This is a genomic window from Mesorhizobium sp. SP-1A, from assembly GCF_032460275.1.
Lineage (GTDB): Bacteria > Pseudomonadota > Alphaproteobacteria > Rhizobiales > Rhizobiaceae > Mesorhizobium.
Map to the genome: position 1 here is coordinate 105233 of NZ_JAVXZD010000003.1, position 13677 is coordinate 118909.

Sequence of the window (13677 nt, forward strand, 5' to 3'; positions counted from 1 at the left end):
GTCGAAATCCTCCCCCCACCCCGGTCCGCTTTGCGAACCGACCCTCCCCACAAGGGGGAGGATAAGGGCGACGCTCCATGACAGCCCATCTCGCAAAGCGCCTGGCCATCGCCCTCGCCACGCTGGTTCTGGCCTCCGTCGTGGTCTTTGCCGTACTGGAGATCGTGCCGGGCGATCCCGCACGCCTGATGCTCGGCATGAATGCCGGCGCCGATCAGGTTGAGCAGTTGCGCATGCAGATGGGCCTTAATGACCCGCTTCTCCTGCGCTACCTGCATTGGGCCGGAAACATGCTGAGGCTCGATTTCGGCCGTTCCTACACCTATTCGGTGCCGGTGATCGATCTGGTGCGCGAGCGCGTCATCGTTTCGCTGCCGCTGGCCGCCATCGCCCTGATCCTCTCGACCGTCATCGCTATCCCCATCGGCGTCTATTCGGCGAGCCGGCATGGCCGCATGGGCGACACGCTCGCCATGGGGGCGGCGCAGGTGGGCGTTGCCGTGCCGAATTTCTGGTTCGCGCTGCTGCTGGTCTACGTCTTCGCCGTCTGGCTGCGCTGGGTGCCGGCCGGCGGCTTTCCGGGCTGGAGCGCGGGTGTCTGGCCGGCGCTGAAGGCCCTCATCCTGCCGGCCGTCGCGCTCGCCCTGCCGCAGGCCGCCATTCTCGCCCGCGTGACCCGTTCGGCGCTGGTCGAGGTGTTGTCGGAGGATTTCGTCCGCACCGCGCGCGCCAAGGGCCTGCCCTACCGTGCCGTGTTGTGGCGGCATGCGCTGCGCAACGCGCTGCTGCCGGTGGTGACCATCATGGGCCTGCAATTCGCCTTCCTTCTCGCCGGCACGGTCATCATCGAAAACGTCTTCTACCTGCCCGGCCTCGGCCGGCTGGTGTTCCAGGCCATCACGCAGCGCGACCTGATCGTCGTGGAGAGCGTCGTCATGCTGCTGGTCGCCGCCGTCATCATCGTCAATCTGCTCGTCGATCTCTCCTATTCGATCGTCGATCCACGCCTGAGGCGGCGCTGATGACGCTGCATCTCGCCCCGCCGGAACAGACGACGTTCCGCGCCACCCTGCGCAAGGCATTCGCCAACCGCTCCTTCCTGATCGGTTTCGTCATCGTCGCGCTGATCGCGGCGATGGCGCTGCTTTCCTTCGCCTGGACGCCCTATGACGTGACCCGGCTGATCATCACGGACAAGAACCAGGCCCCATCCGCAGCACACTGGTTCGGCACGGACCATTTCGGCCGCGACATCCTGTCGATGGTGATGATCGGCGCGCGCAACTCCATCGCCGTGGCACTGGTGGCCGTCGGCATCGGCATGGGCATCGGCGTGCCGCTCGGCTGCCTGGCGGCAGCGCGCGGCGGCCTGCTGGACGAGGCGGTGATGCGGCTGAACGACCTCGTCTTCGCCTTCCCGGCCCTGCTTTCGGCCATCATGATCACCGCCGTCTTCGGGCCGGGCGCCGTCAACGCCATCATCGCCATCGGCATCTTCAACATTCCCGTCTTCGCGCGCGTCGCCCGCGCCGGCGCGCTGGCCGTGTGGCCGCGCGAATTCATTTTGGCCGCCCGGGCCGCCGGCAAGGGCCCGGCGCTGATCACGCTGGAACACGTCCTGCCCAACATCGCCACGCTGCTTCTGGTGCAGGGCACCATCCAGTTCGCGTTGGGCGTTCTTGCGGAAGCCAGCCTCTCCTATCTCGGCCTCGGCGCGCAGCCGCCCATGCCGAGTTGGGGCCGCATGCTGTTCGACGCGCAGACGCGCATGGCCGTGGCGCCGTGGATGGCGATTTTCCCGGGCATGGCCATCGTCGTCACCGTTCTGGCGCTGAACCTTCTGGGCGACGGCATCGCCGACATGCTCGATCCGAAATCGCGGCGGCGCCGATGAGCCTGCTCGAGATCGAAAGACTGTCGCTCGCCATCGGCCGCACGCCGATCCTCAAAGGCGTGGACCTGACCGTCGGGCCGGGCGAAGTGGTGGGGCTGGTCGGCGAATCCGGCTCCGGCAAGTCGATGACCGCGCTGACGGTGATGCGGCTCCTGCCCTTCAGCGCCACGGCGTCCGGCCGCGTGAGCTTCGACGGCATCGATCTGCTGGCCGCCGGCGAGGACCAGATGTGCGCCCTGCGCGGCGACGATATCGGCATGGTCTTCCAGGAACCCATGACGGCGCTGAACCCCCTGAAGACCATCGGCGAGCAGGTTGCGGAAGGCATCCGCCTGCACACCCGCGCCGGCCGCGCCGAGGCGGAAGACCGCGCGCGCAGGATGCTCGACCGGGTCGGATTGCCCGAGGCGCAATTCCCGCTGACGCGCTATCCGCATGAACTGTCTGGCGGGCAGCGCCAGCGCGTCGTCATCGCCATCGCCTGCGCGTTGAAGCCGAAACTGCTGATCGCAGACGAACCCACCACCGCGCTGGACGTCGTGCTGCAGGCGCAGATCCTCGACCTGCTGCGCGAGCTCGTACACGAAAACCGCATGGGCCTGCTGCTGATCTCGCACGACCTTGCCGTCGTGACCGAGATGGCCGACCGCATCACCATCCTGCGCCGCGGCGAGGTGATGGAGGCCGGCGATACGGCGCGCACGCTGTCCGCCCAGAGCCATCCTTACACGCGGCAACTGGCGCAAGCCTCCATGCATGTGCCGGAACGCCGGCCTGTTGACCATTCCTTGCCGCAGGGACCAGTCCCGCTCCTGCAAGTCGAGAACCTGTCGCGCGACTATCCCGGCCGGCGCACCTCCATGCTTAGGCCTGCGGAGCCGATCCGCGCGGTGAACGACGTTTCCTTTGCCATCGCGCCCGCCCGTTCCGTGGCGCTGGTCGGCCGTTCCGGCTGCGGCAAGTCCACCCTGGCGCGGATGGTCCTGGCGCTCGACAGGCCGACATCGGGGAAAATCCATTTTCGCGGCGAGACGATCACGGACAGAAGCGAGCGCGAACTAAAACCGGCCTGGCGTGACATGCAGGTGGTGTTCCAGGACCCTTACGGCTCCTTCGACCCGCGCCAGAAAGTGGAGAGGCTGCTGGCCGAGCCGCTGCACGTGCTGGAGAAGAAGCCGTCGCGGGCCGAACGCCGCGAACTGGTCCAGCACGCGCTCGCGGAGGTCGGCCTCGGACCGGCGGACATGGACAAGTACCCGCATGAATTCTCCGGCGGGCAGCGCCAGCGCCTGTCCATCGCGCGCGCCATCATCACACGGCCGAAACTCGTCGTCGCGGACGAGCCCGTCTCGGCGCTGGACGTGTCGATCCGCGCCCAGATCCTCGACCTGTTTGCCGAGCTGAACGGCAGGCTGGGCATCGCCTACCTCTTCATCACGCACGATTTGACGGTGGCGCGGGCCATCACCGACGAGGTGATGGTGATGCAGGAGGGCCGCATCGTCGAACGCGGCCGCACCGCTGACGTGCTTGACAACCCGCAATCGGAAGCCGCGCGCGAACTTGTCGCCGCAGCGCCCGATCTGCATCGTGCGATCGCCAGGAAAATGCAGGAACAGGGGTGAGCGACCGGTTCGCGCAGCGAATTGCCCGTGCCGACGGCAGGAGGGAAGGTTGCGAACGCCGGGGAGTTGCCGAAGGCAACGGACCCCGGCAGGCCGCCGGTTCCGTTAGGCTCAGTTGCCCTTCACCGCCTCGACCGGGCTGATGTCCAATATGTCCAGCGTGCGTCGCAGGAGACGCACCTCGTTTTCCGCCAGATGCTGGTCGGCCTTGGCGATCTCGACCATATGACGGGCAAGCTGCTGCCGGCGCTCGATGTCGAGATCGCGGAACATGGCGATGGCCTGCGAGCCGTTGGTCTCGTAGCCGAAATCGTTGAGATATTCGATCACCGCTTCGATGCTGTCTGCCGGGATGTCGAAAGATTCGGTGCAGATCCGCCGGAAGGCCTGCATCTCGCTCTCGCTGACCTCGCCGTCAGCGAGGATCATGCGGAACAGCATCAGCAGTTCCGCCGAAAGCACCGGATCGTCGGCCACCTTGCGTACGCCCGGATCGCCCTCGAAGATCGAACGTATCTGGTCCAGCAATGCTATGGCCATCGGCATCCTCCCGCATCTGTGCTCCGCCACAGAGTTAGCGTGGTTTGGCCCTTGCGGAAACCGGGCGGCTGTGATCGAAGCGCCACAACCGCGTGACAATCTTCCGTCCAGAACCTTCATGTTCGACCCCTCCCTGCAAGTCACCCTGGTGCTCGGCGCCGCCGCCTTCGCTGCCGGCTTCGTCGATTCCATCGCCGGCGGCGGCGGTTTGATCACCGTGCCGGCTTTGCTCCTGGCCGGTCTTCCCCCGGTCGAGACGCTCGGCACCAACAAATTGCAGGGACTGTTCGGCTCCGGCTCGGCGACGCTGGCCTATGCGGCCAAGGGCCATGTCGACGTGCGCAAGCAACTGCCCTCGGCTGCGATGGCCCTGTGCGGCAGCGCCATCGGCGCGCTCGCGGCAACGGTGGTCCCCGGCGAGATATTGCAGGCGGCGCTGCCTGTCGTATTGATCGCCATCGCGCTCTATTTCGCCATCAAGCCCAATATGGGCGATGTGGACCGCGCGGAGCGGCTGTCGCCCTTCCTGTTCGGCCTGACCGTCGTCCCGGCGATCGGCTTCTACGACGGCCTTTTCGGACCGGGCACCGGCTCGTTCTACATGCTCGCTTTCGTCACGCTCGCCGGCTACGGCGTGCTGAAGGCCACTGCCCACACCAAGCTGCTCAACTTCGCCACCAACATCGGCGCCTTCGCGGTCTTCGCCTTTGCCGGCGTGATCTACTGGAAGATCGGCCTGCTGATGGGAATCTGCCAGTTCCTCGGCGCGCGCGTCGGCGCCCATATGGCGATCCGCATCGGCTCGCGATTGATCAAGCCGCTGCTTGTGCTGGTCTGCGTGGCCCTGGCGATCAGGCTGCTCGCCGACCCGGCCAATCCCCTGCGGGTAGCGCTGGGCTTCTAGCTACCGCGCCAGTCCGAAGATCGCATCGCAGTCGAGGCGGGCTTCCAGTTCCGCGGCGATCTCGTCCAGCGCCTTTTCCACCTCGGCGCGATAGTCGATGCCGCCGCCCTTGACGCCAAGACTTTCAAGGAAGCGCGCACGGAAATCGTCCGCGCCGAACAGGCCGTGCAGATAGGTGCCGAAGACCTTGCCGTCCGCCGACGTCGCCCCGTCGTCCACGCCGTCGATGAGCGCCACCGGCCGCGCGCAATCCGGCCCGACTGTGCGGCCGAGATGGATTTCATAGCCGTCCAGCGGCACGTCGAACGTCACCGAGCGCGCCGAGACGTTGCGCACCGTCTTTTCCGGCTCCATGACGGTTTCGACGTCGAGCAAGCCGAGCCCGGCGGTTTCCCGCACGCTGCCTTCGATACCGTCGGGATCGCGCACGGCGCGCCCCAGCATCTGGTAGCCGCCGCAAATCCCGACGACATGGCCGCCGCGACGGCGGTGTGCCGTCAGATCGACGTCCCAGCCGTTCTCGCGGAAGTGGATGAGATCGCCGATGGTCGATTTCGAACCCGGGATGACGACAAGGCCGGCGTCTTCCGGCAATTTTTGGCCCGGCGGCACGAACACCACCTCTATGTCCGGTTCGGCCTTGAGCGGATCGAGATCGTCGAAATTGGCGATGCGCGACAGCATCGGCACCGCCACTTTCAGGGCCCGCTTCTCGCCGGAAGCCAGCCGCTCCAGAACTACCGAATCCTCGGAAGGAAGCCTTGCCGCGGCCTTGAGCCACGGCACCACACCGAAGCAGCGCCAGCCGGTGAATCTTCCAATCGCCGCAACGCCTTCATCGAACAGGCTCACGTCGCCACGGAACTTGTTGACGATATAGCCGGCGATCATGCGCCGGTCTTCCTCCGGCAGGATCAGATGCGTGCCGGCGACGGAGGCGATGACCCCGCCCCGGTCGATGTCGCCCACCAGCACCACGGGCACGTTTGCCCTGGTGGCGAAGCCCATATTGGCGATGTCGCGCGGCCGCAGGTTGATCTCCGCAGGCGACCCCGCGCCCTCGACGATGACGAGGTCGGCGCCCTCGCCCACCTTCGCCCACGAGTCCAGGACCGCCTCCATCAGCCGCCCCTTGAGCGTCTGGTAGTCGCGCGCCCGCGCCTCGCCGAACACCTTTCCCTGCACGATGATCTGCGAGCCGACATCGGTCTGCGGCTTGAGCAGCACCGGGTTCATATGCACCGTGGGCGCGACGCCGCAGGCCAGCGCCTGAAGCCACTGTCCGCGCCCGATCTCGCCGCCGCCGGTTTCGCCTGGAATCTCGGCGACGGCGGCGTTGTTCGACATGTTCTGCGGCTTGAACGGGCGCATCTTCAGGCCTCGCCGCAACGCCGCGCGGCAAAGCCCTGCCACCAGCACCGTCTTGCCGACATCCGATCCGGTGCCCTGCAGCATGATCGCGCGCGCCATGGCTCAGTTTTCCTCGCCGGTTCGGGCGATGACGGATTTCTGCGCCAGCGGTCCGCCTCGCCACAGATAGAGCGCCAGCAGAGGTTCGGTACCGGTGCGCATCGCGTGATCGACATTGGAGGCGTGGTGGACGACCTCGCCCGCCATCCGGCGGCGGAACGGCTCGTCGCCCATGCGCCACTCGGTCTCGCCGGTCAGCGGAACGTAGATTTCCTCCGCTTCATGATGATAGTCCGGATAGAGCAGACCGGGGCCCAGCAGCAGCACGCCGCACGCGATCGAATCATTGGCGAAATGACCCCGCGTGCCGAACACCTCGCACCAGCCGTAATTGTCGATGAAGCCTTGCCCGAAATCCTCCCGGCCGTAGGTCTGGCCCCACCGAAGCCGGCTGCGGTGCCCGGCCAGAAGCCCCGCCAGAGGCCGGGCGGAAGCAGGCGCGATTTCGGCCGCCCGATCCAGATGGCGCAGGCAATCCAGCCGCTGGGGCGCAAGCTCGCGCCTGTGCATTTTCCAGTCGATCCCGGAAACGGCACCCGCCACGCGAACGTCGTCCACACCGAGGAGGAAGGCCCGGACGCTTTCCAGCAGGTCATCGAAAATTGTGGTCACGAACCATTCCCGCACGTCATTATCTGCACATCCGCTTCCCATAAGGTCGGGTTGCGCGACCACATCATTGGTCTAGATTGAACTCCACGCATAGCCGAAAACATCGGACCAGAGGAGCACGCCATGGATATCGCCACGACGGCGGCCGGCGGCCAGTTCGAGCTCAACGAGGACCAGCGCGCCATCCAGGCGGTGGCGGAAGCCTTCGCGGCGGAGCGCGTGGCGCCGAATGCGCTGGAATGGGACAGACAGAAGCACTTTCCGGCCGATGTCATCCGCGAAACCGGCCCGCTCGGGCTCGGCGGCATCTATGTGCGCGACGACGTGGGCGGCTCCGCCCTTGGCAGGCTGGACGCGGTCCTGATCTTCGAGGCATTGGCGCATGCCTGCCCGGCCTTCTCCTCCTTCATCTCCATCCACAACATGGCGGCCTCCATGATCGACCGGTTCGGCAGCGAGGAGCAGCGCCAGCGCTTCCTGCCGAAGCTCACCTCCATGGAGTGGCTGGCGAGCTATTGCCTGACCGAGCCGGGTTCGGGATCGGACGCAGCCGCGTTGAAGACAAAAGCCGTTCGCAACGGCGATCACTATGTCCTGAACGGCACCAAGCAGTTCATTTCCGGCGCGGGCGACAGCGACCTCTATGTGGTGATGGCGCGCACCGGCGCGGACGGCCCGAAGGGCATCTCGACCTTCGTGGTCATGAAGGACGCGCCGGGGCTCTCCTTCGGCGCCAACGAGCACAAGATGGGCTGGCACATGCAGTCCACGCGCCAGGTGATCTTCGAGGATTGCCGGATGCCTGCCGAAAACCTGCTTTCCACCGAGGGCGCAGGCTTTTCCATCGCCATGGCCGGGCTGGACGGCGGTCGCCTGAACATAGCCGCCTGCTCGCTCGGCGGCGCGCAATCGGCTCTCGACAAGGCGCTTGCATACGCAGCCGAACGCAAGGCCTTCGGCTCGAAGATAAACCAGTTCCAGGCGCTGCAATTCCGGCTGGCGGACATGGAGACGGAATTGCAGGCCGCCCGCCTGTTCCTCTATGCGGCGGCCTCGAAGCTCGACGCCAAGTCGCCAGACGCGTCCAAATGGTCGGCCATGGCCAAGCGCTTCGTCACCGACACCGGGTTCGACATCGCCAACGGCGCGCTGCAACTGTTCGGCGGCTACGGCTATCTGCACGAATACGGCATGGAGAAGCTGGTGCGCGACCTGCGCGTCCACCAGATTCTCGAAGGCACGAACGAGATCATGCGCGTCATCGTAGCGAGACATCTTATCGGCCGACAGTAGGCAGCCGGCAGATCGCCAGTCGAAAACCCGATCTCCGACTTCCAATTGCCGACCGCCCAATTCCGGAGGAGTTCCATCATGACGACCATCGCCTTCATCGGCCTCGGCAACATGGGAAATCCCATGGCCGCCAATCTCGTCAAGGCGGGACATGCGGTGCTGGGTTTCGACCTTGTGCCCGAGAATCTGGCGGTGGCGCGCGACCACGGCGTCACCATCATGGCCGACGCCACTTCGGCGGTGAAGGACGCCGAAGCGGTGGTCACCATGCTGCCTGCCGGCAAACATGTGCTGTCGGTCTACGAGGACATCGCTGCGAAGGCTAAGAAGGGCGTGCTGCTGATCGACTGCTCGACCATCGACGTCGAATCCGCGCGCAAGGCGCACGCGATCGCCCAGAAGCACGGCCACGCGTCGATCGATGCGCCGGTTTCCGGCGGCACCGGCGGCGCGGCGGCCGGTACGCTGACCTTCATGGCAGGCGGCGCCGACGATGCCTTCGCCCGCGCCGAGCCCATCCTGAAGCCGATGGCCGGCCGCATCGTCCACTGCGGCGGCGACGGTTCCGGCCAGGCGGCCAAGATCTGCAACAACATGATCCTGGGCATTTCCATGATCGGCGTTTCGGAAGCTTTCGTGCTGGCGGAAAAGCTCGGACTTTCGCATCAGGCGCTGTTCGACGTCGCTTCCACCTCCTCCGGCCAGTGCTGGTCGCTGACCTCCTATTGCCCGGTGCCCGGTCCGGTTCCGGCCTCCCCGGCCAACAATGCTTACAAGCCGGGCTTTGCCGCCGCTTTGATGCTGAAGGACCTGAAACTCGCGCAGGAAGCCGCGCAGGCGGCCGGAGCGGTCACGCCGCTGGGCGCCGAGGCCGCGCAGATCTACGGGCTTTTCAACGCGCAGGGCAACGCCGGCGCCGATTTCTCGGGCGTCATCAATTTCCTGCGCGGCAAGACGTCCTAGGAGCGCGGCGCTTCTCCGGCGGAAAATGCTCGCGTTTAGACTTGCTTAAGCTCTCGCTAACCGTGCGGTAACGATGTGCCTGTAGAACGGAACACGAGGCGGACAACGCATCTGCCCAGCGCTCCGGATCAGGTCTTGCGTACCGGAGGCTTCGAGTTTCGCAAGCGTTCGAGTAGCGAAGCGCCATGCGTATCTGGCAAAGCCGCGTTTCTCCGGAAACGCGGTTTTTGCTTTTTGGCCTGCCGCCTCTCAGCGCCCGGAGATGCGGCCCAGCCGGCGATAGTTGGACTTCACGCGCCGGCGCGCCGGCCGCAGCGCCGCGTGCATCGATTTCTCGACGGCGGCCCCATTCAGCAGCGAGGGGGTGCGGCCCGACAGGAGTTCGGGCCAGAAAGCAGCCATCGAACCCATCATGGAAAGCTGGGCGGCCACCATGCCTTCGGCCATGGCTGCGGCCTTTTCCGAAACGGCCGTGATCGATTCCCGCCCCCAGGGTGCGTGCGCCTCGGCCGCCATCTGGGGCAGCCGCATCCATGCCACCATGGGCGCGAGCATCAGGTCGCCTGCGGCTGCCGCCGCGGCCTTTCGGCTCTTCGAGCGCATCTGCACGGCCCTGCCCTTCATGTTCGCCCGCTCCAATGACTGCGCCTTCAACGAAAAGCCCGGCGGCAGGTTCCGCCGGGTCTCGTCCGCCGATCCGGATCAGGCCTTGCGTAGATCCGCTTCGGCAAGATCGAGCGCCTTGACGATGCGCTTGCAGGCCATGTCGATCGTGTCCCGCGTCCAGATCAGCGGCGGCGACAGGATCATGGTGTCGCCGGTCGCGCGCAGCATCAGGCCGTTTGCGATGGCATGGTCGCGCACTGCGACGGCTGCGCTGCCGGCCGGCTTGAAACGCTCCCGGGTGGCCTTGTCCTTGACGATCTCGATGGCGCCCATCAGGCCGATGGCACGCGTCTCCCCCACCAGCGGATGGCCGGAAACGCGTTCCCGCAGCGCTTCGGCGAAATAAGGCCCGGTATCGGTCCTCACCCGCTCCACCAGCCCTTCCTTCTCGATGATGTCGAGATTGGCGAGCGCCACCGCGCAGGCCACCGGATGACCGGAATAGGTATAGCCGTGGTAGAATTCGCCACCCTTTTCCACCAGGGTCCTTGCGATTCGGTCGCCCACCAGCAGGGCCGACAAGGGCTGGTAGCCGGACGTCAGCGCCTTGGCCGTGGTGATGGTGTCAGGCTCTATGCCCATCGACTGCGCGGCGAACCACTGGCCGGTGCGGCCATAGCCGGTGATGACCTCGTCGAGCATCAGCAGCACGTCGTATTTGCGGCAGATGCGCTGCACCTCCGGCCAATAGCTTGCCGGCGGGATCTTGACGCCGCCGGCCCCCATGACCGGCTCGCCGATAAAGGCGGCGACCTTGTCGGCTCCGGCCTCGAGGATGGCGTCCTCGACGGCCTTGGCCGCGCGCAGGCCGAAATCATGGTCGCTCTCGCCCGGCAATGCCAGCTCATAGGCATAAGGCATCATCACGTGCACGATGTTCGGCACCGGACCGCCGAGCTGGGCGTGCATGCCGTCCATGCCGCCGAGCGACGCGCCGGCGACGGTAGAGCCGTGATAGGCCATGGTGCGCGAGATGATGCGGTTCTTTTCCGGCTTGCCTTCCAGCGCCCAGAAATGGCGCACCAGCCTGAGCGCCGTGTCGTTGGCCTCCGAGCCGGACGAGCCGTAGAACACCTGGCTGATGCCCTTCGGCGCGATCTCGGACAGTTTTCGGGAAAGCAGCACCGGCGTCGGCGTGGAGCATTTGAAGAAGGAGTTGTAATAGGGCAGCTCCTTCATCTGCCTGTAGGCCGCTTCGGCCAGTTCGTTGCGGCCGTAGCCGACATTGACGCACCACAGGCCGGCCATGCCGTCCAGGAGCTCTTTGCCTTCCGAATCGTAGATGAACGGTCCTTCGGCGCGGGTGATGATGCGCGAACCCGCCTCGCGCAGGTCCTTATGGTCGGTGAAGGGATGCAGGTGATGCGCGGAATCGATCTGCTGAAGCTGCTTAAGCGAATAGTTCTGATAGGTCATGATCTGGCCTCTCATCGAAAAAAACAGAACCGGCGACACATGCCGGGGCGATGTCAAAGGCAGGCAGCAGGAGGCGAATATCCGATGCGGGCGCACAGGCGCAGCAATTCGGTATGGCGCGTGCGCGGCGACGGCGTCACCGCGACATCGAGCTTACGGGGATGGGCTTCGACCACGCGCATGTCGGCAATCTAGCCGAAGCCCGCTTCAAGGTTCAAGCCGGCTTCCGGCGCAAGGCGCCCGCGATCCCGAGCGCAAGGCAGGCAAGGCCGAGCGTGAGCGGCAGACCGCCCGCACCGAGTGCGTTCATGCCCGCTCCCGCCAGAGGCGGCATCGCAAGGCCGCCGACGCCCCACATCAGCGCAAAGGTTGCGTTGCCGGCCACAAGCGCGGCGCCGGAAAAACGCTCGCCGAGTTCGATGATCGCCATCGTATAGATGCCGTAGGACACCGCTCCCCAGAGAAAGACGAAAGGCCACACCAGCGGCGTCTCGATCAAAAGCGGCAGCAGGGCGCAGCCGATCGCGGTGGCGCCCGCGCAAAGCAGCTTGACGGTTCGCGCGCCCATTCGTTCCGCCAGCAGCCCGAGCGGCACCTGCATGGCGATGTTGCCGGCGATCATGATCGCCAGGATAGCCGACATGCGCGTCTCGGCGATGCCGAACGAGGTGCCGTACACCGGAAGCAGAGCCAGGATTGCCTGCTCGAAGCCGGCAGCGACCACCACGGCCACCAGCAGCAGCTTGGCCCGCGGCATGAAGCCGAGCACCGATACATGCTCGCCCGCCTGGTCCACCCTCGGCAGCCTGGGGAGGACCGCCGCCAGACAGGTTCCGCACAGCACGAACGCCATGATGCCGACCATGAAAGGCGGCCAGCCTTCCGTGCCCACCAGAAGCAGGCAGAGCGGTCCGGCGGCGAACCCGGCCGAAATCAGCGTCGAATAGATGCCCATCACCCTGCCGCGCCGCGTCGGCGGCGCCAGGGCGATGATCCACACCTCGCTCAGCACATAGAGCGGGTTGGTCACCATGCCGATCAGGAAGCGCAGCGGAAACCAGGCGTAGAGACTGTAGCTCCAGGCGATCAGCAGCAGCGTCAGCGCCGACAGGGCCGCGCAGGTCAGCGCCGTGCGCCCTGCCCCGAAACGGCGCGCCAGCATCGGGATGAGCGGCGAGGAGACGATGAAGCCGATCGGCGTCATCGCCGCCGACAGGCCGATCAGCGCCGGCGACGCGCCCTGGCGCTGCAGGATGAAGCTGAGCAGGGGATAGCTCAGCCCTTGCGCGATGGCGAAGACGGACACGGTGGCGATGACGCCGACCATCGCCGCCGACTGGGTGATGTCGCCTGTCTGAACGTCCTCCCGAGCCATCGCGCCACAACATCAGCCCACGGGCGCCGACACAAGCCATGTGCTGCGGCAGGACCAATCGAAATGACGAAGCTGAGCTGACGCGCCGTTCAACGCCGTTTCATCTGAGCATGGCGATGAGGCGATGCGCATCCGCGGGTGCGGCGCTTTTCACGTCGTTGTCGAAGAAGCACCAGATATCGCGGCCCTCCCCCCGCCACCGGCGGATGTCGGCCGCCCATCCGGACAACGCAATGTCGGTGTAGCTGCCGAAATACCTGCCGCTCGGCCCGTGGTTGCGGATGTACACCCAGTCTGCCGTGACCTCACGCGGCGCGGGCGCCGCGGCATGATCGGACAGGCAAAGCGATGCGTCGTTTTCGCTGAGCAGGTCGAAGATGGGTTGCTCGTACCAGCTCGGATGGCGGAATTCGAAGCTGTGGCGATACCTCGCATCCAGCCTCTTGAGGAAGGCGCCCAGCCGCTCCCGGTCGATCTTCATGCGCGGGGGCAATTGGAACAGGATCGGCCCTGCCTTTTGCCTGAGCAGCTTTACGCGCTCGGTCAGCAGATCGAGCGATGCATCGTCGACGAGCAGCCGCTTCGAATGGGTAATGAACTTCGACGCCTTCCAGGCGAAACGGAAATCATCCGGCGTCGACATGAACCACTTCTCCACCGCACCGGGCGTTGGCGTACGATAGAAGGGCGCGTCCAGCTCCGTCGCGCGGAACCGGGCGGCGTAGTAGACGAGCGCATCCTTCCTTTTCAGCGTTTCCGGATAGAAAGGTCCCCACCAGTCCGAATAATGCCAGCCTGAGGTGCCGATGCGCAGTTCGGGGACTTCTCCGCTTTTTCGCTCGTCCTTGGTGGGCATCGCATTGCTCCCTTCCGGGTTCAACGCGCCTGGGGCGGTTTGGTGCCACATTTGGCCTGGCTG

General features: G+C 65.8%; 14 protein-coding genes. 6 read left to right on the top strand and 8 right to left on the bottom strand.

Features of this window, described 5'->3' with window-relative positions:
* Positions 1 to 77: 77 nt before the first annotated feature.
* Genes QU595_RS15450 through QU595_RS15460 form a run of 3 tightly spaced genes read left to right on the top strand, consistent with a single transcriptional unit; the run spans position 78 to position 3519 of the window.
* Positions 78 to 1022, top strand: coding sequence for an ABC transporter permease (locus tag QU595_RS15450; RefSeq protein WP_315923447.1), 945 nt, complete (start codon positions 78 to 80; stop codon positions 1020 to 1022).
* Positions 1022 to 1894: an ABC transporter permease gene (locus QU595_RS15455; protein ID WP_315923449.1), complete on the top strand. Its 873-nt coding sequence runs from the start codon at positions 1022 to 1024 to the stop codon at positions 1892 to 1894. Before QU595_RS15450 ends, QU595_RS15455 begins: the two co-directional genes overlap by 1 nt.
* Complete coding sequence (locus QU595_RS15460) at positions 1891 to 3519, top strand: dipeptide ABC transporter ATP-binding protein (protein WP_315923451.1); 1629 nt, start codon at positions 1891 to 1893, stop codon at positions 3517 to 3519. The genes QU595_RS15455 and QU595_RS15460 overlap by 4 nt, the downstream gene beginning before the upstream one ends.
* A 111-nt stretch (positions 3520 to 3630) precedes the next feature.
* Here the strand turns inward: QU595_RS15460 and QU595_RS15465 are convergent, their stop codons facing one another.
* A complete protein-coding gene (locus tag QU595_RS15465) occupies positions 3631 to 4059 on the bottom strand; it encodes a TerB family tellurite resistance protein (protein WP_315923453.1) in 429 nt (142 codons plus the stop codon).
* Positions 4060 to 4177: 118 nt separating this feature from the next.
* Here QU595_RS15465 and QU595_RS15470 point away from each other — a divergent pair, with 118 nt between their 5' ends.
* On the top strand, positions 4178 to 4963 hold the full coding sequence (locus QU595_RS15470; RefSeq protein WP_315923454.1) for a TSUP family transporter: 786 nt from the start codon (positions 4178 to 4180) through the stop codon (positions 4961 to 4963).
* Here QU595_RS15470 and QU595_RS15475 read toward each other — a convergent pair whose 3' ends face one another.
* Complete coding sequence (locus QU595_RS15475) at positions 4964 to 6433, bottom strand: cobyric acid synthase (RefSeq protein ID WP_315923456.1); 1470 nt, start codon at positions 6431 to 6433, stop codon at positions 4964 to 4966.
* Positions 6434 to 6436: 3 nt separating this feature from the next.
* Entirely contained in the window at positions 6437 to 7045 is a 609-nt protein-coding gene (locus QU595_RS15480) for a dimethylsulfonioproprionate lyase family protein (RefSeq protein WP_315923458.1), read from the bottom strand.
* Between the two features lie 123 nt (positions 7046 to 7168).
* Here QU595_RS15480 and QU595_RS15485 point away from each other — a divergent pair, with 123 nt between their 5' ends.
* Both QU595_RS15485 and mmsB read left to right on the top strand, forming a co-directional pair.
* Positions 7169 to 8338 (top strand): isobutyryl-CoA dehydrogenase, encoded by a 1170-nt coding sequence (locus tag QU595_RS15485; RefSeq protein WP_315923460.1) that lies wholly within the window; start codon positions 7169 to 7171, stop codon positions 8336 to 8338.
* Between the two features lie 78 nt (positions 8339 to 8416).
* Positions 8417 to 9301, top strand: coding sequence for a 3-hydroxyisobutyrate dehydrogenase (gene mmsB, locus QU595_RS15490; RefSeq protein ID WP_315923462.1), 885 nt, complete (start codon positions 8417 to 8419; stop codon positions 9299 to 9301).
* 249 nt (positions 9302 to 9550) lie between these two features.
* Here mmsB and QU595_RS15495 read toward each other — a convergent pair whose 3' ends face one another.
* The 5 genes from QU595_RS15495 to QU595_RS15515 form a co-directional block, all read right to left on the bottom strand.
* Complete coding sequence (locus tag QU595_RS15495; RefSeq protein ID WP_315923464.1) at positions 9551 to 9925, bottom strand: hypothetical protein; 375 nt, start codon at positions 9923 to 9925, stop codon at positions 9551 to 9553.
* Positions 9926 to 10003: 78 nt separating this feature from the next.
* Positions 10004 to 11383, bottom strand: a complete 1380-nt coding sequence (locus QU595_RS15500) for an aspartate aminotransferase family protein (protein ID WP_315923466.1) — start codon at positions 11381 to 11383, stop codon at positions 10004 to 10006.
* A gap of 53 nt (positions 11384 to 11436) precedes the next feature.
* The gene (locus QU595_RS15505; RefSeq protein WP_315923468.1) at positions 11437 to 11565 is read right to left on the bottom strand and encodes a hypothetical protein; all 129 of its coding nucleotides are present in this window, start codon (positions 11563 to 11565) and stop codon (positions 11437 to 11439) included.
* Between the two features lie 32 nt (positions 11566 to 11597).
* Positions 11598 to 12758: an MFS transporter gene (locus QU595_RS15510; protein ID WP_315923470.1), complete on the bottom strand. Its 1161-nt coding sequence runs from the start codon at positions 12756 to 12758 to the stop codon at positions 11598 to 11600.
* Positions 12759 to 12858: 100 nt separating this feature from the next.
* Positions 12859 to 13614: a DUF72 domain-containing protein gene (locus QU595_RS15515; protein ID WP_315923472.1), complete on the bottom strand. Its 756-nt coding sequence runs from the start codon at positions 13612 to 13614 to the stop codon at positions 12859 to 12861.
* Positions 13615 to 13677 lie beyond the last annotated feature (63 nt).